Annotated in this window: 21 protein-coding genes; 2 read left to right on the top strand and 19 right to left on the bottom strand. The window is 69.7% G+C overall.

Annotated elements, in window-relative coordinates:
* Positions 1-103 precede the first annotated feature (103 nt).
* Positions 104-970, top strand: a complete 867-nt coding sequence (locus ACWEIJ_RS12990) for an SRPBCC domain-containing protein (protein ID WP_449837329.1) — start codon at positions 104-106, stop codon at positions 968-970.
* Positions 971-1142: 172 nt separating this feature from the next.
* On the opposite strand, the gene ACWEIJ_RS12985 is transcribed toward ACWEIJ_RS12990, so the two are convergent.
* Together ACWEIJ_RS12985 and ACWEIJ_RS12980 are read right to left on the bottom strand one after the other, a co-directional pair.
* Positions 1143-1649, bottom strand: coding sequence for a hypothetical protein (locus tag ACWEIJ_RS12985; protein ID WP_449837328.1), 507 nt, complete (start codon positions 1647-1649; stop codon positions 1143-1145).
* Between the two features lie 21 nt (positions 1650-1670).
* Positions 1671-2213, bottom strand: a complete 543-nt coding sequence (locus ACWEIJ_RS12980; protein WP_449837327.1) for an N-acetyltransferase family protein — start codon at positions 2211-2213, stop codon at positions 1671-1673.
* A 70-nt stretch (positions 2214-2283) separates the two neighbouring features.
* Between ACWEIJ_RS12980 and ACWEIJ_RS12975 the strand changes: the two genes are divergently transcribed.
* The gene (locus ACWEIJ_RS12975; protein ID WP_449837351.1) at positions 2284-3483 is read left to right on the top strand and encodes a winged helix-turn-helix domain-containing protein; all 1200 of its coding nucleotides are present in this window, start codon (positions 2284-2286) and stop codon (positions 3481-3483) included.
* On the opposite strand, the gene ACWEIJ_RS12970 is transcribed toward ACWEIJ_RS12975, so the two are convergent.
* The 17 genes from ACWEIJ_RS12970 to ACWEIJ_RS12890 all read right to left on the bottom strand — a co-directional run bounded on the left by ACWEIJ_RS12970 (position 3475) and on the right by ACWEIJ_RS12890 (position 19414).
* Positions 3475-4020 carry a GNAT family N-acetyltransferase gene (locus ACWEIJ_RS12970; protein ID WP_449837326.1) on the bottom strand — a complete coding sequence of 182 codons (546 nt, stop codon included), beginning with the start codon at positions 4018-4020 and terminating at the stop codon, positions 3475-3477. The genes ACWEIJ_RS12975 and ACWEIJ_RS12970 overlap by 9 nt on opposite strands.
* Before the next feature lie 349 nt (positions 4021-4369).
* Positions 4370-4807: a tetratricopeptide repeat protein gene (locus tag ACWEIJ_RS12965; protein ID WP_449837325.1), complete on the bottom strand. Its 438-nt coding sequence runs from the start codon at positions 4805-4807 to the stop codon at positions 4370-4372.
* Complete coding sequence (gene dapB / locus ACWEIJ_RS12960) at positions 4804-5541, bottom strand: 4-hydroxy-tetrahydrodipicolinate reductase (RefSeq protein ID WP_449837324.1); 738 nt, start codon at positions 5539-5541, stop codon at positions 4804-4806. The genes ACWEIJ_RS12965 and dapB overlap by 4 nt, the downstream gene beginning before the upstream one ends.
* Entirely contained in the window at positions 5538-6932 is a 1395-nt protein-coding gene (locus ACWEIJ_RS12955; protein WP_449837323.1) for a M16 family metallopeptidase, read from the bottom strand. The genes dapB and ACWEIJ_RS12955 overlap by 4 nt, the downstream gene beginning before the upstream one ends.
* Before the next feature lie 2 nt (positions 6933-6934).
* A complete protein-coding gene (locus tag ACWEIJ_RS12950) occupies positions 6935-9181 on the bottom strand; it encodes a polyribonucleotide nucleotidyltransferase (RefSeq protein ID WP_449837322.1) in 2247 nt (748 codons plus the stop codon).
* Between the two features lie 224 nt (positions 9182-9405).
* A complete protein-coding gene (rpsO, locus tag ACWEIJ_RS12945; RefSeq protein WP_030471762.1) occupies positions 9406-9675 on the bottom strand; it encodes a 30S ribosomal protein S15 in 270 nt (89 codons plus the stop codon).
* Between the two features lie 127 nt (positions 9676-9802).
* Positions 9803-10249 (bottom strand): 2'-5' RNA ligase family protein, encoded by a 447-nt coding sequence (locus tag ACWEIJ_RS12940; protein WP_449837321.1) that lies wholly within the window; start codon positions 10247-10249, stop codon positions 9803-9805.
* A gap of 31 nt (positions 10250-10280) precedes the next feature.
* On the bottom strand, positions 10281-10763 hold the full coding sequence (locus tag ACWEIJ_RS12935; protein ID WP_449837350.1) for a helix-turn-helix domain-containing protein: 483 nt from the start codon (positions 10761-10763) through the stop codon (positions 10281-10283).
* 84 nt (positions 10764-10847) lie between these two features.
* Positions 10848-11780, bottom strand: coding sequence for a bifunctional riboflavin kinase/FAD synthetase (locus ACWEIJ_RS12930; RefSeq protein ID WP_449837320.1), 933 nt, complete (start codon positions 11778-11780; stop codon positions 10848-10850).
* A 35-nt stretch (positions 11781-11815) separates the two neighbouring features.
* On the bottom strand, positions 11816-12703 hold the full coding sequence (truB, locus tag ACWEIJ_RS12925; protein WP_449837319.1) for a tRNA pseudouridine(55) synthase TruB: 888 nt from the start codon (positions 12701-12703) through the stop codon (positions 11816-11818).
* A gap of 11 nt (positions 12704-12714) precedes the next feature.
* On the bottom strand, positions 12715-14040 hold the full coding sequence (locus ACWEIJ_RS12920) for an MFS transporter (RefSeq protein ID WP_449837318.1): 1326 nt from the start codon (positions 14038-14040) through the stop codon (positions 12715-12717).
* Positions 14041-14152: 112 nt separating this feature from the next.
* Positions 14153-14935, bottom strand: a complete 783-nt coding sequence (locus tag ACWEIJ_RS12915) for a PIG-L family deacetylase (protein ID WP_449837317.1) — start codon at positions 14933-14935, stop codon at positions 14153-14155.
* Positions 14936-15058: 123 nt separating this feature from the next.
* Entirely contained in the window at positions 15059-16360 is a 1302-nt protein-coding gene (locus ACWEIJ_RS12910) for an MATE family efflux transporter (protein ID WP_449837316.1), read from the bottom strand.
* Positions 16361-16415: 55 nt separating this feature from the next.
* Positions 16416-17549 (bottom strand): ROK family protein, encoded by a 1134-nt coding sequence (locus ACWEIJ_RS12905; protein WP_449837315.1) that lies wholly within the window; start codon positions 17547-17549, stop codon positions 16416-16418.
* Complete coding sequence (locus tag ACWEIJ_RS12900; RefSeq protein ID WP_449837314.1) at positions 17546-18532, bottom strand: DHH family phosphoesterase; 987 nt, start codon at positions 18530-18532, stop codon at positions 17546-17548. The genes ACWEIJ_RS12905 and ACWEIJ_RS12900 overlap by 4 nt, the downstream gene beginning before the upstream one ends.
* 122 nt (positions 18533-18654) lie before the next feature.
* Positions 18655-19104: a 30S ribosome-binding factor RbfA gene (rbfA, locus tag ACWEIJ_RS12895; protein ID WP_449837313.1), complete on the bottom strand. Its 450-nt coding sequence runs from the start codon at positions 19102-19104 to the stop codon at positions 18655-18657.
* A gap of 13 nt (positions 19105-19117) precedes the next feature.
* The gene (locus ACWEIJ_RS12890) at positions 19118-19414 is read right to left on the bottom strand and encodes a DUF503 domain-containing protein (RefSeq protein WP_449837312.1); all 297 of its coding nucleotides are present in this window, start codon (positions 19412-19414) and stop codon (positions 19118-19120) included.
* Positions 19415-19656: the final 242 nt, after the last annotated feature.

The raw sequence follows: 19656 nt of genomic DNA, 5'->3' as shown, positions 1-19656 counted from the left end.
CCTTTCGAGCCACCGTGCGGCCGACAACCGATAAGCCACACCCCATCGCACTGGGCATCCGGAGCACTCACCCCGAACAACCTCAACCTTAGGGAGACAACCGATGAGCACAGGAACCGTCCGCGCGCGCACGTCCGCACCGGCGGCGAGGGTCTACCAGGCGCTCACCACCGCCGACGACCTGCGCGCGTGGCTGGCCGAGCACGCGCACGTGGATCTGGAGGGCGGCCAGTACGAGTTCTGGGGGCGCCACACCCCGGACGGTGAGCGCGGCCGCCAGAAGCTGCTGGGCTTCGACGACACGTCGGTGCGCTTCTCGTGGTTCCTGTACGACACCGAGTACACGGTCGAGCTCGGCGTGGAGCAACGTGACGGCGAGACGCTCATCGCGGCCACGCAGTCGCCGTACCCGACCTGGGGTCAGGGTTCGGACGAGTCAGAGGTCGTGCAGACGTTCTGGCCGCTGGTGCTGGCGAACCTGGTCGACCACGTCGAGGGCCGGCCGGTGCTGGGGTTCTGCGACTTCACGACGCCTGAGCAGCGGTTCGAGTTCGACGTCGCGGCACCACCGGCGGCCGTCCTCGGCGCGCTGACCGACCCGGACGTGTTCGCGCGCTGGTTCGGGGCGCGGATGGAGATCGAACCGCACGTCGGCGGCCGGTGGACGATGGGCAGCCTCGCCGAGGACGAGCACCCGGCGAAGATCGTCGCGCTCGACGAGGAGCACTTCGCGCTGGAGTTCCAGGAGGGGATGGTGACGTCCTGGGAGCTCAAGGGCTCGGAGGGCAGGACGCACCTGACGTTCGTGCAGAGCGGGTTCGACCCGTCCACGCCGCCGTACGGACCGTGGGTGGGCTGGCTCAGCGGGTTCGCGGACCTGAGGCGGATGCTGGAGCTGCCCGGCTGGCGGCCGATGTGGCACTCGTTCGAACTCCCCGGGTTGCCCGACGGTGTTCTCGTTCTTGAATAATCGGGCGTAAAACTGTTGGGTGAGAACCGGATCATTCGGTTCTCACCCATTTGCGCCTGGCTTTCATCAGTGACGGGTCGATAGGTTTCTGGACCGTGCTCGAGTCAGCCCGCGTGACCGTCGCCGCGCTCGTGATCGCCTTCTCCGTGACGGCGTCGATCCTGTTCAGCTACTAGAACCAGGCCATGACCATGGCCGGTGAGGCCGCGAGGAAGCTGAACCTCGCGAAGCGGCCCACCATGCCGGTCGCGATGAACATCGCCGTGGACATGCCCGCGAGCCCGGCGAGCACGCTCGTCGCCATGAACGGCGGCACGCCCACCAGCGAGCTCACCGCGTGCGTGCCGGCCATCCAGTTGGGGTGCGCCTTGCACTTCACGTGGATCCAGTCGCCCCACCGGTGCACCCGCGTGCCCGGCCCGATCCAGCGGTGCAGCTTGGACGGCTTGGGGTTCTCCTTGCGGCGCATGAACTTCGGCAGCTTGATGTCACCGCGCGCCGCGTAGAAGTACAGCAGCTTGCCCGACACCTGGGCGACCGCCACGACCAGGCCGACGAGGAAGCACGAGACGCCGGGCCAGCGCGCGCCGACACCCACCACCCACGCCTCGACGGAGATGAAGGGGATGAGAGCCGAGCCGAGCGCGATCCCGAAGGTGAGGCCAACCAAGCCGAACACCCGCCCGAGGCTACACAGATCTCAGTGGTCGAGTCGGACCGCCAACGGCCCGGTGACCCGGATTTCGCGCAACGGACGCCCGCCCGCGTCCAATGTGCGCACCGTGCCGTCACCCGACCAGCCGAGCCGTTCGTAGAAGTTCCGCGACGCCTTGTCCGCCTCCGGCACCCACGCGATCCCGCGCGTCGCACCGGATTCCGCGAGCCGCCGGCACGCCTCGGCGACGAGCCGCGTGCCGTGCCCGCGCCGCCCCCACCGCGGTTCGACCAGCACGCTCAGCAGCGCCGTGGTCTCCGCGTCGCCGGGCAGCGAACCGTCTGCCTTGGCCACCTCGTCGTCCGGAGCCTTGCTCGCCACGACGAACCCGACCGTCCACTCCCCTTCGGTCGCCTTGAGCACGGCACCGCTCTGAACGGCCAACGCCCACGCGTCGTCCGCGTCGAGCGTGTCCAGCACGTCCTCCGGGAGCAGCTCGGCGTAGGCCAGCCGCCACGTCTCCCGGTGGATGCGGACGATCTCCGCGAGGTCAGCAGCAGTGGCGAGGTGCACGCCGGCGTCGGCCATGACCGCACCTTATCGACGCCGCGTCGCAGAATTGTCAGGGGTGCGTGGCAACATCGGCCACGTGCAGAGGATGAGCGCGGACGTCGCACGCCGAATCGCCCTGGGCGCCCAGGGCTTCACCGACCTGAGGCCCTCCGCGGCCACCCGCAGGCACCTGCAACGCGTCCTGTCGCGCGTGCAGCTGCTGCAGATCGACTCGGTGAACGTGGCGGTGCGCGCCCACTACATGCCGCTGTTCTCGCGCCTCGGTGCCTACGAGTCCTCGTTGCTCGACGATGCCGCGTGGACGCACTCGGCCCGCAAACCGCGCATGCTCGTCGAAACCTGGGCCCACGAGGCCTCCCTGGTGCCCGTGGCCGACTGGCCGCTGTTCCACTCCGGCGCGAAGAAGCGCGGCTGGTGGCAGAACTACCAGACCATCCTCGAACGCTCACCGCAGCTGGTCGACGAGATCCTGGCCGCGATCAAGGAACTGGGCCCGATCGGCGCCGGAGCCCTGGAGAAGGCCCTGCTCGGCGACTCCGGCCGCGCGAAGGGCCCGTGGTGGGACTGGTCCGAGGTCAAGCGCGTGTGCGAGGTCCTGTTCGGCGTCGGCGTGCTGACCACCGGCACCCGCCGCTCGTTCGAACGCCTCTACGACCTGAGCGAGCGCGTGATCCCACCGGACGTCCTGGCCCAGAAGTGGACCCCGGACGAGGGCGCGCGAGAACTCGTCACGCGTTCCGCCGTGGCGCTGGGCGTGGCGACCGAACCCGACCTGCGCGACTACTACCGCCTCGACCCGCGCCGCTCCCAGGCCGCCGTGGCCTCCCTGGTGGAGGACGGCGTGCTGGAACCGGTGTCGGTCGACGGCTGGCGCGGCGTCGCCTACCGGCACGTCGACGCGAAGGCCCCGCGGCGGGTGGAGGGCAGGGCGCTGCTGTGCCCGTTCGACCCGCTGATCTGGGAGCGGGCGCGGACCGAGCGCATCTTCGGGTTCCGCTACCGCATCGAGATCTACGTGCCGGAACCCCGGCGGGTGCACGGCTACTACGTCTTCCCGTTCCTGCTGGACGGCTCCCTGGTCGCGCGCGTCGACCTGAAGGCCGACCGCGCGGCCGGGGTCCTGCGCGTGCAGTCGGCGTGGGCAGAAGAGGGCGTGGAGCGCGGTCGCGTCGCGGCGGAGCTGGCCGGGGAGCTCCGGCACATGGCCGAGTGGCTGGGCCTGGAGGACGTGCTGGTGGTGCAGAAGGGAGACCTGGCCGCCGAACTGGCCGCGGCCTCACGGTGACCAGGCGCCGAACCACTGCTCGGCGCCGAAGTCCTCGAACCGCTCCACCTCGACGAACCCCAGCTTCTCCGCGAGGCTCATCGAGGCGGCGTTGGCGGTCTGCGTGGTGAGCACCACCGGATCACCGGGACACGCACCGCGAAACCAGTCGAGCGCCGCCGCGCACGCCTCGGCGGCATACCCGTGCCCCCACGACGACGGCAGGAAGAGGTACCCGAGCTCGGCCTCCCCGCCCTCCGGCGTGAAGCGCCCCTTGCGCCCCGCCTCACGGCGGTCGAACGTGATCATGCCGATCAGCGAGCCACCGACCTCGACGACGAAGAAGCCGAAGCGCCGGCCGGGCACCTCGGGCACCGTGCGCTCGAGTTCGTCGCGTGGCTGGGCACCGCCGATGTAGGTGCCCACCTCCGGCGAGGAGAACAGCTCGATGAACGCCGGCCGGTCCCTGACCTCCGACTCGCGGAGCACCAGCCGCTCGGTCCGGATCGGGGCAGGCGGCCAGGCCGGACCGGGTTGGTCGCTGCAGGTACTGCTCATGATCGGTCCCCCAACGCGCGCTGATGGCGCGGATTCGAGCTGCCTGGATGGCACACCCCTGCAGCCGAAGGTACCCGCCGTGATCGACTTCCGGCCGGCGCTGTCGGTTGCTCAGCAGCCGCAGGTCTCACTCAGGTCGCGTGCTCGGGGCTCTACAGGGCTCTTTCGCCAATCGCGCCACCACGTCCGCTCCCCGGCCGCGCGGACGCAACCGCGGGTTCCCTTGCGGCACTTGACTTCACTCGGGGACCGCCCCGCCGCGCGGACACAGCCGCACCTCACGCTGACGCAGGGGTACCCCCGATCCGGGAACCCCTGCGTTTCAACGTACTCGCGACCCCCGACAAGATCAGGAGTGCAGCTGGATCGCCTTGCGCATCGTCTCGCGCGCCCGCCCGCGGTCCCCCGCGATGTCGTAGGCGTACGCGAGCCGGAACCACGCGCGCCAGTCGTCCGGCGCGGCCTCGACCTCGGCCCGCCGCTCCTCGAACCACGCGTCCGCGGCGTCCCGGTCCACCCGCCCCGACGGCCGCCGGGGCAGGTGCGAGGCGTCCGGCAGCAGGCCGTCGGCGTCGAGCTCGCGGGCCATCTTCTCGGTCTCCCAGCCGAAGCGCAGGTTCGAGTACACGAGCCACACGCCGAGCAACGGCAGGATCAGCACGCCCACGCCGAGCAGCACGCCGACGAGGGAGCCGGTCTGCAGCAGGGCGAGAGCACGCCCCGCGAGCAGGACGAAGTAGACCGCGAGGGCGACGACCAGCAGCCCTACGGTGAGGCGGACCTTCACAGGTCCAGGTACTTGTCGAGTCCGACGGCCAGGCCCGGACGCGACACGACCTCCCGCACGCCCAGCACCACGCCCGGCATGAACGACGTGCGGTGCAGCGAGTCCTGGCGCAGCGTCAGGGTCTCGCTCTCGCCGCCGAACACGACCTCCTGGTGCGCGATCATCCCGGAGATCCGCAGCGAGTGAACGCGCACGCCGTCGACGACGGCACCTCGCGCGCCCGGCTCCTCCTGGGTGGTGGCGTCGGGCATCGGGTCCATGCCGGCACGGGCCGCCGCGATCAGGCGCGCGGTGTGCGCCGCGGTGCCCGACGGGGCGTCGGCCTTGCGCGGGTGGTGCAGCTCGATGATCTCGGCCGACTCGTAGTAGCGGGCGGCGATCTCCGAGAAGCGCATCAGCAGCACGGCGCCGATGCCGAAGTTCGGCGCGACGAGCACGCCGACGGACGGCTGGTCGGCGAGCAGCGCGGCCACGGTGTCCAAACGCGACTGATCGAAACCGGAAGTGCCGACCACGCAATGGATTCCGTTCGCGATGCAGAACTCCAGGTTCCCCATCACCACGTTCGGGTGCGTGAAGTCGACGACGACCTGCGCGCCGGAATCCACGAGAGCCTGCAACGGGTCGTCGGCGTCGATCGCCGCCACGACCTCCATGTCCTTCGCGGCCTCGACCGCGCGGACCACCTCGGAACCCATGCGGCCCCGCGCGCCGAGAACTCCGACGCGAATCATGCAATCACCTCGTGTACCTGGTCCGGCAGATCGTCGGCATGATCGTATGGCCCGACCACCGCGGCAGCGACCGGGCGGCGAAGCAGATCACGTGCGAGCAACGCCACTTCGTCGCCGGAAACCGCGTCGATGCGCGCCAACGTCGCTTCGACGCTCAGGTGGTCGCCGTAGTTCAGCTCGGACTTGCCGATGCGCGACATCCGGGAGCTGGTGTCCTCCAGGCCCAGCACGAGCGCACCGCGCAGCTGTCCCTTGCCCCGCGCCACTTCCGCGTCCGACAGGCCACCCTTCGCCACGTCCACGAGCACCTCGCGGATCACGCCCGCGACGTCACCGAGACGGTCCGGCTGGCAACCCGCGTAGACGGAGAACGTGCCGGTGTCGGCGTACAGGCCGACCGACGAGTAAACCTGGTACGCCAGGCCCCGCCGCTCGCGCACTTCCTGGAACAGCCGGGAGCTCATGCCACCACCGATGGCCGCGTTCAGGACGTTCAACGCGAACCGGCGTTCGTCGTGGCGGTCGAGGCCCTTCATGCCGAGCATCAGGTGCGCCTGCTCGGTGTCGTCGGTGTGCAGCACCAGTTTGCGGGCATCGGCGATGCGCGCACGGCCCGCGCGAGGAGCCACCGCGCTGCCTTCCCGCGACAGCCGGTCGCCGATCGCCTTGCGCACCAGGCGCATCACGTGCGCGTGCTCGATGTTGCCGGCCACGGCGAACACCATGCGCGGCAACGTGTAGTTCTTCTTGTAGAACGAGTAGAGGTTGTCCCTCTGCATGTCCTGAATGGACTGTTCGGTGCCGAGCACCGGGCGCCCCAGGGCGTGCCCGCCGAACAACGCCTCGATGAACGCGTCGTGCAGCAGGTCCTCGGGGTCGTCGTCGCGCATCGCGATCTCTTCGAGCACGACACCGCGTTCGGTCTCGAAGTCGCGCGGACCGCAGATCGCCTCGAACACCACGTCCGCGACCAGGTCGACCGCCAGCGGCAGGTCCTCGTCCAGGACGTGCGCGTAGTAGCAGGTGTGCTCCTTGGCGGTGAACGCGTTCAGCTCGCCGCCGACCGCGTCGATCTCCTCGGCGATGGCCGCCGCCGAGCGACGCGCGGTTCCCTTGAACAGCAGGTGTTCCAGGTAGTGCGCGGCACCCGCGACCTCGGGCCGTTCGTCACGGGACCCGACCTGCACCCACAGCCCGACCGAGGCGGACCGCACGCCCGGGATGCGCTCGGTGATGACCCGCAGGCCCGAGGGCAGCATGCTGCGCCGCACCTCCGAGCCCGCGGACGCTTCGAGCACCCGCGTGCTGCCCGGCCGCTGGAGGTGCCCCAACCGTCCGGTACGCGGACGGCCGCGGGTGGATGCACCCGCGGCCGTCGCCTTGTCTGTCACGCTCACTGCGCGGGAGCCGCCTCAGCGGGCGCCTCGGCAGCGTCGGCGGCCGGAGCGTCGGCCGGCTTCGCGGCGTCGTCGTCCGACACCACGACCAGGCTGATCTTGCCGCGCTGGTCGATGTCGGCGATCTCGACGCGGAGCTTGTCGCCGACCTTGACGACGTCCTCCACCTTCGCGATGCGCTTGCCGTTGCCCAGCTTCGAGATGTGGACGAGGCCGTCCTTGCCGGGCAGCAGCGAGACGAACGCGCCGAACGCGGCCGTCTTCACCACGGTGCCCAGGAAGCGCTCGCCGACCTTCGGCAGCTGCGGGTTCGCGATCGCGTTGATCATGCCGATCGCGGCCTCGGCCGAGGGGCCGTCCGCCGCACCGACGTAGATCGTGCCGTCGTCCTCGATGGAGATGTCGGCACCGGTCTGCTCGGTGATCGAGTTGATCATCTTGCCCTTCGGGCCGATGACCTCGCCGATCTTGTCGGTCGGGATCTTGACCGACGTGACGCGCGGCGCGAAGGCGCTCATCTCGTCCGGGTCGGAGATGGCCTCGGCCATGACCTCCAGGATGGTGTAGCGCGCGTCGCGGGCCTGGCCCAGCGCCTGCGCCAGCACCTCGGACGGAATGCCGTCGAGCTTCGTGTCGAGCTGCAGCGCCGTCACGAACTCCTTGGTGCCGGCGACCTTGAAGTCCATGTCGCCGAACGCGTCCTCGGCACCGAGGATGTCGGTCAGCGCCACGTACTCGGTCTTGCCGTCGACCTCGTCGGAGACGAGACCCATCGCGATGCCGGAGACCGGCGCCTTCAGCGGGACACCCGCGTTGAGCAGCGACAGAGTGGACGCGCAGACCGAGCCCATCGACGTCGAGCCGTTGGAGCCCAGCGCCTCGGAGACCTGGCGGATCGCGTACGGGAACTCGTCGCGCTTCGGGAGCACCGGCATGAGCGCGCGCTCGGCCAGTGCGCCGTGGCCGATCTCGCGGCGCTTCGGCGAACCCACGCGGCCGGTCTCACCGGTCGAGTAGGGCGGGAAGTTGTAGTGGTGCAGGTAGCGCTTGTGCGTCTCCGGGGAGAGCGAGTCGATCTGCTGCTCCATGCGCAGCATGTTCAGCGTGGTGACACCCAGGATCTGGGTCTCGCCGCGCTCGAACAGCGCCGAACCGTGCGTCCTCGGGATCACCGCAACCTCGGCACCCAGGTCGCGGATGTCGGTGAGGCCGCGACCGTCGATGCGGACCTTGTCGCGCAGGATCCGCTGGCGCACGAGCTTCTTGGTCAGCGAGCGGAACGCGGCGCCGACCTCCTTCTCGCGACCCTCGAACTGCTCGGCCAGCTTGTCCAGCGTGGCGGCCTTGATCTCGTCGAGCTTGTCCTCGCGCTCCTGCTTGCCCGCGATGGTCAGCGCCTGCGCGAGCTCGCCGGACGCGGCCTGCTCGACGGCCTCGAAGGCGTCGGGCTGGTAGGCCGGGTACGTCGGGTACTCACCGGTCTCCTTGGCGGCGACCTGCGCGAGCTGCGCCTGCGCCTCGCAGAGGACCTTGATGAACGGCTTGGCGGCCTCGAGACCCGCGGCCACGACCTCCTCGGTGGGGGCGACGGCGCCCTCGCCGATCAGGTCGATCACGTTCTCGGTGGCCTCGGCCTCGACCATCATGATCGCGACGTCGCCGGAGTCGACCACGCGGCCCGCGACGACCATGTCGAACACGGCCTTCTCAAGCTGCTCGTGCGTCGGGAACGCCACCCACTGGCCCTCGATCAGCGCGACGCGGACGCCGCCGATCGGGCCGGAGAACGGCAGGCCGGCGAGCTGCGTCGACGCGGACGCGGCGTTGATCGCCACGACGTCGTACAGGTCGGCCGGGTTCAGGCTCATGACCGTGATGACGACCTGGATCTCGTTGCGCAGACCGTCCACGAAGGACGGGCGCAGCGGACGGTCGATCAGGCGGCAGGTGAGGATGGCGTCCGTGCTGGGACGGCCCTCACGCCGGAAGAACGAGCCGGGGATGCGGCCCGCGGCGTACATGCGCTCCTCGACGTCCACCGTGAGGGGGAAGAAGTCGAAGTGCTCCTTGGGCTGCTTCGACGCCGTCGTGGCGGAGAGCAGCATCGTGTCGTCGTCCAGGTACGCGACCACGCTTCCGGCGGCCTGCTTGGCCAGGCGCCCCGTCTCGAAGCGGATCGTGCGCGAGCCGAACTTGCCGTTGTCGATAACGGCAGTCGCCTCGTGGACCTCGATGTCCGTCATTTACTTGTTACTCCTCGTCTTTTGGACACCGCACACGCGTCTTGACGAGGCCGGTCTTCGATCGAAGTCCTCCGGAACCGTCCGGAGGGCCACTACCGAGGACCGGCGATAACTGCTTCGCGCGATGCGGGCCCTGTTTTGTTCCTCTTTCAACCAGGGATCTGTATACACCTGGTTGTGCGCCGAGGGGGAGTGACCGGCCGGTCACTCCCCCTCGGCAAGCATCACCTGCGCAGACCGAGGCGCTGGATCAGCGCGCGGTAGCGGTTGATGTCCACCTTGGTCAGGTAGTTCAGCAGACGGCGGCGACGGCCGACCATCAGCAGAAGACCACGGCGGGAGTGGTGGTCGTGCTTGTGCTGCTTGAGGTGCTCCGTGAGGTCCGCGATGCGCTTGCTCAGCAGGGCGACCTGCGCCTCGGTCGAGCCGGTGTCGCTGTCGTGCAGACCGTACTCACCGAGGATGGACTTCTTCTGTTCCGTGGACAGTGCCACTAGGTACTTCTCCTACTTGTTCAGGTCCGTGCGGCCCCACGCCCGCCGAATTGCTGGCCGGGGTAGCCGGTACTGGCCGCCACGGACCGCAGCCAGACCCAACTGGGAAGGCTATCAGGCACGATGCTCAGCGGCGCGCTGACGTGCGCAACCCCACCCGCGCGACGGGTGTGTAGACGCCATCGGCGCTGCTCACGAGCACTGCTTCGGACGGCTGCCACGGGCTGCTCAGGAACGCCGGCATCGGCTGACCTTTGTACCCGTACGCCACCGTCAGGTGCGCCCACCAATTGTCGTTCGCGCCCGCCGCCCGTGCCAACTCATTTAAGTCGCCGCTGATTCCGGCCCACAGGACCCGGCCGCGGAAGTTCCCGAAGTTCTTCAGCCGGATTTCCCCGACCTCGTGCCCTTCGAGGGCTTTGAAGCGTTCGTGATCTGCGGATTCGCCGTGGAAGCACAACGTGATGTGCCACTTCTCCGGCTTCGTCCACTCCATCTCGAGCGTGCGGTCCAGCACGGCGTCGAGCTCGTCGACCACGTGCTGCGGCGGGTAGAGAGCGGTGAAGAACTTCATCGCTCTCGTGCTTCCCGCTGAGCGAGCCGCTTCACCGCTGGCCGGCAGCCCGGATGGCGCGCCGGAACAGCTCGGCGATCGCCGGGAAGTCGTCGTGCAGCAGGTCGGCGGCCTGCTGGAGCTCGGTGCGGTCGGCGACCCGGCGCAGCACCGGGTACGCGACGCTCTCGTCGCCGTTGACCGGCAGGTTGTCGCGGGACACGGTCGGCTTGGACTCGCGCACGTCGTCGAGCGCCCGTTGCAACGCCTCCGGCGCCCCGGTCGCCACGTCCGGCGTGAGGATCTTGCGCTCCAGCATGATCATCCGCGCGAGCACGGCCGGGTTGCCGATCTTGGCGCGGCGGCCGCTCATCACCTGGCTGAGCATCGGCGCGCTGATCCCCAGCACGTCGGCGAGCTGTGCCTGGGAGACGTTGAAGGCCACGACCAACCTGCGCACCCGGTCGCCCAGAGGCTCCCCGTACCACTCCCTCTGCAGGGCGAGGTTGCGCTGAACGATCTTGTGGTCCTCCACGTTGGCCTCTCCCGTAGCCCGCACTCCGACCAGCATCCTGCCAGCCTGCGGACGCCCCTACGTCCGCTTCGCCCAATCTGACGGTCACGACTCGGTCAGCAGTTCCCTCGTTCGGTCTACATCTCGGTGCATCTGCTCGAGAAGTGCCTCCACGGAGTCGAACTTGACCATTTCGCGCAGCCTGTCGACGAAGTCAACGGCGACCCGCTGCCCGTAGTAGTCCTCGTCGACGTCCAGCACGAACGCCTCGACCCGCCGCTCCCGGCCGGAGAACGTCGGGTTGGTCCCGACGCTGACCGCCGCCTTGAGCTTCTTACCCCTCGCGTCGGTGAACCAGCACGCGTAAATACCGTCAGCCGGAACGGCCGCGAACTTCGGCGTCGAGAGGTTGGCGGTCGGGAACCCCAGGTCCTTGCCGCGCCCGTCCCCGCGCACGACGATGCCCTCGAGGCGGTGCGGCCGCCCCAGCGCCTCCGCCGCCGCCTTCACGTCCCCCGCGTCGATGCACGCGCGGACGTAGGTCGACGAGTAGGTCACCTCGTCAGCGGACACCAGATCAGCCCCCTCGGTCACGAATCCGAACCGCTGCCCGAGCTGGCGCAGCAGTGCGACGTTACCCGCCGCCCGGTGCCCGAAGGTGAAGTTCTCCCCCACCACGACAGCCGCCGCGTGCAGCTTCTCGACCAGCACCTCGTGCACGAACTCGTCGGCGGGCATCCGGCTCGTCTCGAGGCTGAACGGCACCACCACGAAGTGGTCGATCCCGAGCTCCTCGACCAGCTCCGCCCGCCGCCGCAGCGTCGTCAGCTGGGCGGGATGGCTGCCAGGACGCACCACTTCGGACGGGTGGGGGTCGAACGTCATCAGCACGCTCGGCAGCCCGCGCTGCTCCGCGAGCTCGACCGCCCGGCCGATGAGGGCCTGATGCCCTTTGTGGACACCGTCGAACACGCCGATGGTCACGACGCAGCGGCCCCAGCCGCCGGGAAGGTGATCTAGTCCGCGCCAGCGTTGCACGGTGATCAGCCTACGTCGGGTCGTACCACGCGGGCTCACCCAGCCGGGCTGAGCACCACGACGGGTTTGCACGCGTCGCCCTCGTCCTTGGCGAGCGCGATGACGTGCCCGTCCGGACCGAAGACGCCGTAGGTGCCCTCGAAGCCGCCCGCGCGCAGCCGTTGCCCGTGCGAGAGCGCCGACGCCTCCCGCGGGTCGATCTCGCGGCGCGGGAACGCCGTGGCGACCGCGGCGTCGAGGTCCAGCGACAGGGCGGGCGTCTCCTCGAGCTGCTGGAGGGTCTTGGCCACGCGCAGGTCGAACGGGCCGACCCTGGTGCGCCGCAACGCACCCAGGTGCCCGCCGACGCCGAGCGCGGCACCGAGGTCGCGGGCGAGCGCCCGCACGTAGGTGCCGGAGGAGCACTCGACCATCACGTCGAGCAGCACCGTCTTGTCCTCACGACGCGTGAAGAGCACGTCGAACCGATGCACGGTGACGGGCCGTGCCGGGATCTCGACCTGCTCGCCCGCACGGACCCGTGCGTAGGCGCGCTTGCCGTCGATCTTCACCGCGGACACGGCCGACGGCACCTGCTGGATCGGCCCGGTCAGCTTCGCCACCTCGGCGGCGATCGCGTCGTCGGCGACGCCAGAGGCGTCCACAGTGGACAGAACCTCGCCCTCGGCGTCGTCCGTGGTGGTGGCCGCGCCGAGCACGATCGTCGCGAGGTAGGCCTTGCTGTCGAGCGCGAGGTGGCCGAGGAGCTTCGTCGCGCGCTCGATGCCGAGCACGAGCACGCCGGTCGCCATCGGGTCCAACGTGCCGGCGTGCCCGACCTTGCGGGTGCCGAGGATCCTGCGCACACGCGCCACCACGTCGTGCGAGGTCATGCCGTCCGGCTTGTCGACGACGACCAGGCCCGGTGCAACAGAGGGTTTCACGGCCGGAAATCCTAAGCGACGCGCAGAGCGTCCCAGCGACGACGCCGCAACTGCACCGGCACCGTCTCACCGCGCTCCTCCGCCGCGAACACCGCCGCACGCGCGCGCCGCCACCACACGAGCATCCGCCAGCCGCCGAACGCGAGCACGACCACGCAGAAGCTGAACGCGACCCGGAACGCGGCCTGCGGGGCGAGCACGCCCTCGACGAGGTCGAGCAGCACGCCGACGCCCAGCGCGGTCACCGTGACGGCGAGGAAGCCGCCGACGTTGACCAGGCCGCTCGCGGTGGACTGCCGGTGCGCCGGGTTGTAGTCGCGGGCCAGCGCGAACGCGACACCGGAGATCGGCCCGCCCACGGTCAGCACGACGAACACGACCGCGATGACCGGCACCGGCACGTGACCGCCCGGCCACAGCAGCAGCACGGCCCAGCCGAGGAACGCGAACGCGAGGAACCAGCCCGCGATCGGCATGCGCCACTCCGGGTTGCGGGAGAACAACGCGCCGACGATCGGGCTCGACACGATCGCGCCGATGACCAGCAGTCCGAGCGTGGACGACGCCGCCTTGGCCGACATGCCCTGTGCCTGCACGAGGTACGGGTAGCCCCACAGCAGGCCGATCACGGCCGGCGTCGACATGGTGCTGAAGTGCGCCCAGAACCCGAGCCGGGTGCCGGGCACGCTCCACGCCTGCCGCACCTTGGGCCAGATCTGCCGCACCGGCACGGGTTCCGGCTTCGGCGCGGTGAACCCGGACGGCACGTCGCTCACCCGCAGGAACGCCACGGCCGCGTACAGCGCGGTGACGCCGCCCGCGATGAGGAACGCCCAGGTCCACCCGATCGAGCCGAGCATGAGCGTCAACGGCACGGTGGCGATGAGGTTGCCGACACCGCCCAACGCGGCCGTGATCGCGACCACGAGCGAGTACTGCCGCGGCGGGAAGTGGGCCGCGACGATGCGGATCACGCTGATGAACGTCATCGCGTCACCCATGCCGAGCACGGCCCGTGCGACGAGGCCCAGGCCGTACGAGTCGGCGACGGCGAAGAGCAGCTGGCCGGTGCCCATGAGCAGCGCGGCCGCGGTGAGGATCTTGCGCGGCCCGAACCGGTCCACGAGCAGACCGGTCGGGATCTGCATGAAGGCGTAGACACCGACCTGCAGCACGGTGAACACACCGAGCTGCGCGGGGCCGAGCCCGAACCGCGCACTCGCTTCCAGCCCGGCCACGCCGAGCGTGCTGCGGTGGAAGACGGCGGCGAAGTAGACGAAGACGGCGGTGGTCCAGATCAGCCACGAGGTTCGCGTGGCGCGATCGACCGACGGCAAAACGGCACTCTCCCAGGTCGGAGGCAGGCAGACATTAGTTACATCGCCTAAACAACCTTCTTGGTAACGATTTCATGCCGTGAGGTCGGCCACAGGGCCGGCGCCGCTCCCGTCACATGTCCTGCCAGCTGTCCCCCGGCAGCCACACGTGCCGGCGGAACTCGCGGACCGCCAGGTCGTCCCACCCCGTCGGCCCACCGGGCGGGAAAGCGTTGTCGTGCGGCGTGTAGGCCTGCCACATGGCGAGTTTCTCGCCCGCCCAGTAGCCGGAGAAGTTCGGCGGGAAGTTCGCCGAGGCATAACCGAAATAGGCGTCCATCCGCTTGACCATCTTGCCGCTCCCGTTGAGGTTCGCGGCGACGGCGAACTTGGCGGCGTAGGTGTGGTCGATGTGGTCGCCGATCTCCACGCCGATCGGGTCGGTGGTCCGGAGGAAATCGGGCTGCACGTGGGCGATCAGCCCCTTGAGCATCGCGATGAACGAGCCCCTGGTGTACGACGGCCGTTCGTCGATCGGCGTCGCGACGAAATCCGGGTCGTCCCACATGCGGGACAGATCGCCGTTGTCGTCCCCGTTGGCGGCGTTGACGAACGTGAACACCAGGTGCACGGTCGGCTTCTCGACCAGGAAGTTCGAGCTGAGCTGCCGGCCGTTCGGCAGGGTGATGAGTTCGAAGTCCCAGTCGTCCGCGACTTTCGCGGCTCGCGCGTACGCGGCCCGCAAACCCTCGATCCGCTGGTCCGCGTACGGCATTCCGTCCGGTCCCGGATCCAGGTTGCCCGCGGTCAGATAGACGATCCAGGTGGGCAGATCCGCCTGGATGTCACTCGCGATGTCCGGATTCAGGAACAGCAGGTCGTCGTCAGGATGGGCGACCAATGAGAGTGTCGTCATCACACGTCCTCCGTGTCTGCATAAGGCAGCACGCCCCCGCGACTGCCTGAGCGAGGTGTGGAAGCTGTCGACAAACCCCCACGTTCATCCCCCACCAATGGGTCGCGCGGAGAGCAGGCCTCGTTACCGGGAAGCCCCCTCCACCGCCCATTCGCCGGAACGGGTCCTCCACACCACGGCCCCCAGGCGCAAAACCATGAAGGCCGACAGCCCGCTCCAAATCCCGGCGAGTCCCCAGCCGAACCGATAGGACGCCCACACGAGCGGCAGGAAGCCGACCACGGCAGCCCCCAAAGTCGCGGTCCGCATGAACCGCACGTCCCCGGCACCCAGCAACACCCCGTCCAAGGCGAACACGACGCCGGCGACGGGCTGCAGCGCGACGAAGAACCACCAGGCGTGCGGAATCTCCGCCAGCACCCCGGCGTCGGAGGTGAACGCGGACGGCAGCACCGAAGCCAGCGCGGCGAAGACGACACCGAGCCCGATCCCGAAGACCAGCCCGTACCGGGTGACCTGCCAGGCCAGCCGCTCCGCCTGAACCCGCCGCGACGCCCCCAGTGCCGCTCCGACGAGCGACTGTGCGGCGATCGCAAGAGAGTCGAGCACCAACGCCAGGAACGTCCACAACTGCAACACGACCTGATGCGCGCCCACCGCCGCGACGGACGTCCGTGCCGCCACGGAAGCGGCGCTCACAAAACAGGCCTGGAATGCCAAGCTGCGCAACACCAAGTCACGGCCCATACCCAACTGCGCGCGCATGGCGGCCCAATGCGGCGTGAGCGGCACCCGTTCCGCGAACAGAGCCTTGATGAACAACCCGGCCGCGAGCACCTGCGCGACGACGTTGGCCACCGCGGAACCCTCAAGTCCCCAGCCCGCGCCGTAGACCAGCGCCGGGCACAACACCGTGGAAATGCCGTTGCCGATCAGGATGTATTTCAGCGGCCGCCGTGTGTCCTGAACGCCACGCATCCACCCGTTACCGGCCATCGTGACGAGAATGAACGGCGCACCGAACAGCGCGATGCGCACCCACTCCACCGCCGCGTCCGCCACGGCGCCGTTTCCCGCGAGCAGCTCGGCCAAAGGTCGTGCGAAGACCTGACCCAGCACCACCACGAGCAGGCCGGCCGCCAGCGCCAGCCACGTGGCCTGCACGCCCTCCGACACCGCGTCCGCTCGACGGCCCGCGCCGTGCAAGCGGGCCGTGCGTGCTGTCGTGCCGTACGACAGGAACGTCAGCTGCGTCGACACCTGCGTGAGCAGCACACCGCCGAGCGCCAGGCCGGCCAGCGGCAACGCGCCCAGATGACCGACCACGGCCGTGTCGACCAGCACGTACAACGGCTCGGCCGCCAGCACCCCCAGGGCGGGGACGGCCAGCCCGATCACCCGCCGCGCGGGAACCCGATCCTCCACCCGACGAACGTAAGACGTCGTGCGTGCCTGTGTCCGCCATAGCGACCAGAACCACTCACGCGCGTTGAGGCAGCCCGAACACCCGCTCACGTGCGACGGCCAGCGCCGAGTGCAGTGCGCCCGCGCGCACCGGCTTCGCGGTGATCTGGGCGAGCTGCACCGGCGTGCGCGGCACCACGAGCTTCAGCAGCTCCGCCGACACGAGATCGCACAACGTCTCGCCGCCCGCGTGCGCCACGCTGCCAGACATCAGCACGAGCTCCGGGTCGAGCACGCACACGACGTTCGCGAGGCCGAGCGCGATCCGGCGCGCCAGGTCGGTGAGGAACGCGCGGCCCCCGGTGCCGGCGGTGAGGGCCTGGGCCACGGCTTCGAGGCCGGACGCCGCCGCGATGCCGTGCGAGGCGGCCAGGGCCTTGAGGGCCTCGTTGTCCACCTGGTCGCCGTAGCGGCCGCCGGGGATCTGCATCGAGTCGATCTCGCCGGCGCCGCCGGTGACGCCGCGCAGCAGCACGCCGTTGACGACCACCGCGGAGCCGATCTCGTCGGCGGGCCAGAACAGGACGAAGTTGCGCACTCCGGCGGCCTTGCCGGAGCTCATCTCCTCCAGCGCGGCGAGGTTGATGTCGTTCTCGATCGACACCGAGCTGCCGAGCAGCTCGCGCAGGGTCGCGGGCAGGTCGACGTCGACCAGGCCGGGCAGGTGCGGCGCGAAGCCGAGGTGCCCGGTGGCCGGGTCGACCGCGCCGGGCATGCCCACGACCACGTGCGACAGGCTGTCCAGGCGCAGACCGGCCAGGGCGGCCGCCTTCTGCGCGGTCTCGCGGAACGCCTGGAGCGTGTTCTCCTTGGGCATCGGCGCGCTGTGCTCGGACAGCAGCGAGCCGGTGATGTCCGCGATCGCCACGTCGATCAGGTCCGCCGACAGCGCCACGGCCGCGACGTGGCCCACGCCGCCGTTGACCGCCCACATCTGGGCGCGCGGGCCCCGGCCACCGCCGCGCAGGCCCGTGCGGACGACCATGCCGTCCTCCTCCAGGCGCGCCAGCAGTTGCGCTGTCGCGGGCTTGGAGAGGCCGATGACCTCCTCCAGCTCGGCGCGCGTCATCGCCCCGCTGCGCAGCAGGGTCTCGATGGCCGCCCGGTCGTTGATCTCCCGCAGCAGCCGCGGGCTTCCTGTCCTCGTCATGACTCCACCCGCTCCAACGCGCCCTTCAGCGCGGCAACGACCTGGTCCGCGGCACCGTCGTAGGTGAACCCGGCCGCCAGCCGGTGCCCGCCGCCGCCGAGCGCCTGCGCCACCTCACGCACGTCGACCCGGCTGACGGCGCGCAGCGACACCGACCAGAAACCGGGCCTCAGCTCCTTCAGCACGGCGGCCACCTCGGCCTCGGAGGTGGAGCGCACCACGTCGATCACGCTCTCCACTTCCTCGCTGCGCACGTCGCGCGCGTCGTCCAGGCCCACCACCGCGTGCACCAACCCCAGTCCGTGCGCGGCCTTCTGGTCCAGTTCCGCGCGGGCCAGCACGCGCGACAACATGCCGAGGTACGCGAACGGGTGCGCGTCCATCAACGGGCGCGTGACGCTGTACGCGTCCACTCCCGTCTGCAGCAGCCGTGCGGCCGTCTCGTGCGCAGCGGGACCGGCCTTGCGGAAGCCCCCGGTGTCCGTCACGAGCCCGGCGTAGATGCACCGCGCGATCGGCTCGTCGAGCTCGACCGCCATCTCGTCGAGCAGCCGCAACGCGATGAGCGCCGTGGCCTCCGCGTGCTCGTCGATGCAGTGCAACGTGCCGTAGCGCGTGTTCGACACGTGGTGGTCGATGACGATGACCGGACCGGTGCACTGCGCGACCCGGTCCGCCAGCGGTCCCAGCCGCCCCAGGCTGCCGGTGTCCATGACCACGAGCAGCTCCGGCGCGAGCGGCACCTCGTCCCGGTGCACCAGCAACCCGGCGGTGTCCAACGCCTTCAACGACTCCGGCACGACCTCGGGCTCACCGAACGCCACGCGCACCGCGACCCCGCGCCGGTGCAGCGCGAGCCCCACCGCCAAGGCACTCCCGAGCGTGTCCGCGTCGGGGTTGATGTGACTCAGCAGGGTCACATCACGTGCGCCGGCCAGCAACCGCGCGGCCTCGGCAATGGTGGTGCTCAGATCGTCTGCCACAGGGAGACGTTAGCCGTTCGTCATCTCGATTTGCTGCAGGGCACCCTCGGACAAGACGGTTTCCGTCCGAGGAACGAGCAGAGGACCGTCCCAGCACCAGCTGTGTGGACGGTCCTCGCTGCTCAGTCCTCGTCTTCGTCCTCACGAGGAGCCTTGTACGGATCGGCCTCGCCGGCCGGAGACGCCCCCGCCGCCAGTCGAGCGACCTCGGCGTCGGCGGCCTGAGCACGAGCCAGCAGCTCGTCCATCTTCCTGGCCGCGTCCGGCACGGTGTCCGTCATGAACGTCAACGTGGGCGTGAAACGCACACCGGTCTGCTGGCCCACCATCGAGCGCAGCACACCCTTCGCCTTTTCCAGAGCGGCGGCCGCCCCGGCGAAATCAGGCTCGGAATCCAAACGCTCGCCGAGCACCGTGTAGTAAACGGTCGCGTCGTGCAGGTCGCCGGTCACCTTGGTGTCGGTGATGGTGACCCGTGCCAGACGCGGATCCTTGACCTCGTGCTCCAGAGCCGAAGCGACGATCTGCGAGATCCGCTTGGCGAGCTTGCGGGCACGTGCCGTGTCGGCCACGAGCCTCCCCTTCCTAGTCGTCCTCCGGCCCGACGAGCCTTGTCCGGGCCGAAAGCAGTTCCAGTTCGGGACGTCCGGCGACCAGCCTTTCACAGCTGGCCAGCACGTCCCTGACGTGCTCCAGGTCGGCGGCGACCGCCGCCACCCCGATCAGACTGCGCCGATGCAGGTCCAGATGACCGGCCTCGGCGACAGCGACCTCGAAGCGCTTGCGCAGCTCGGCCACGACGGGCCGCACCACCGAGCGCTTCTCCTTCAACGAGTGGACGTCACCCAAGAGCACGTCCAGTTCCAGAGCCCCCACGTACATGGGCAAGATCCTCCAGAAGAAGGAGGGTTAACGCATCAGCATTACGAACGACACGGTCCGCGCTTTCCGCCACATCAGCATACGAACCGTTCGGGCGCGCAGCGCCCGAACACTCGGGAGTCTGGGAGTCGCCCCCAGACACGGTCCGCGCTTTCCGCCACATCAGCACACCAACCGTTCGGGCGCGCAGCGCCCGAACGTCCGGGGGTCTGGGGGTCGCCCCCCAGAAGACACGACGAGCG

The organism is Lentzea sp. NPDC004789, assembly GCF_053601075.1.
Note: the sequence above shows the minus strand (reverse complement) of the source record. Positions and strands in the feature narration are given on the sequence as shown.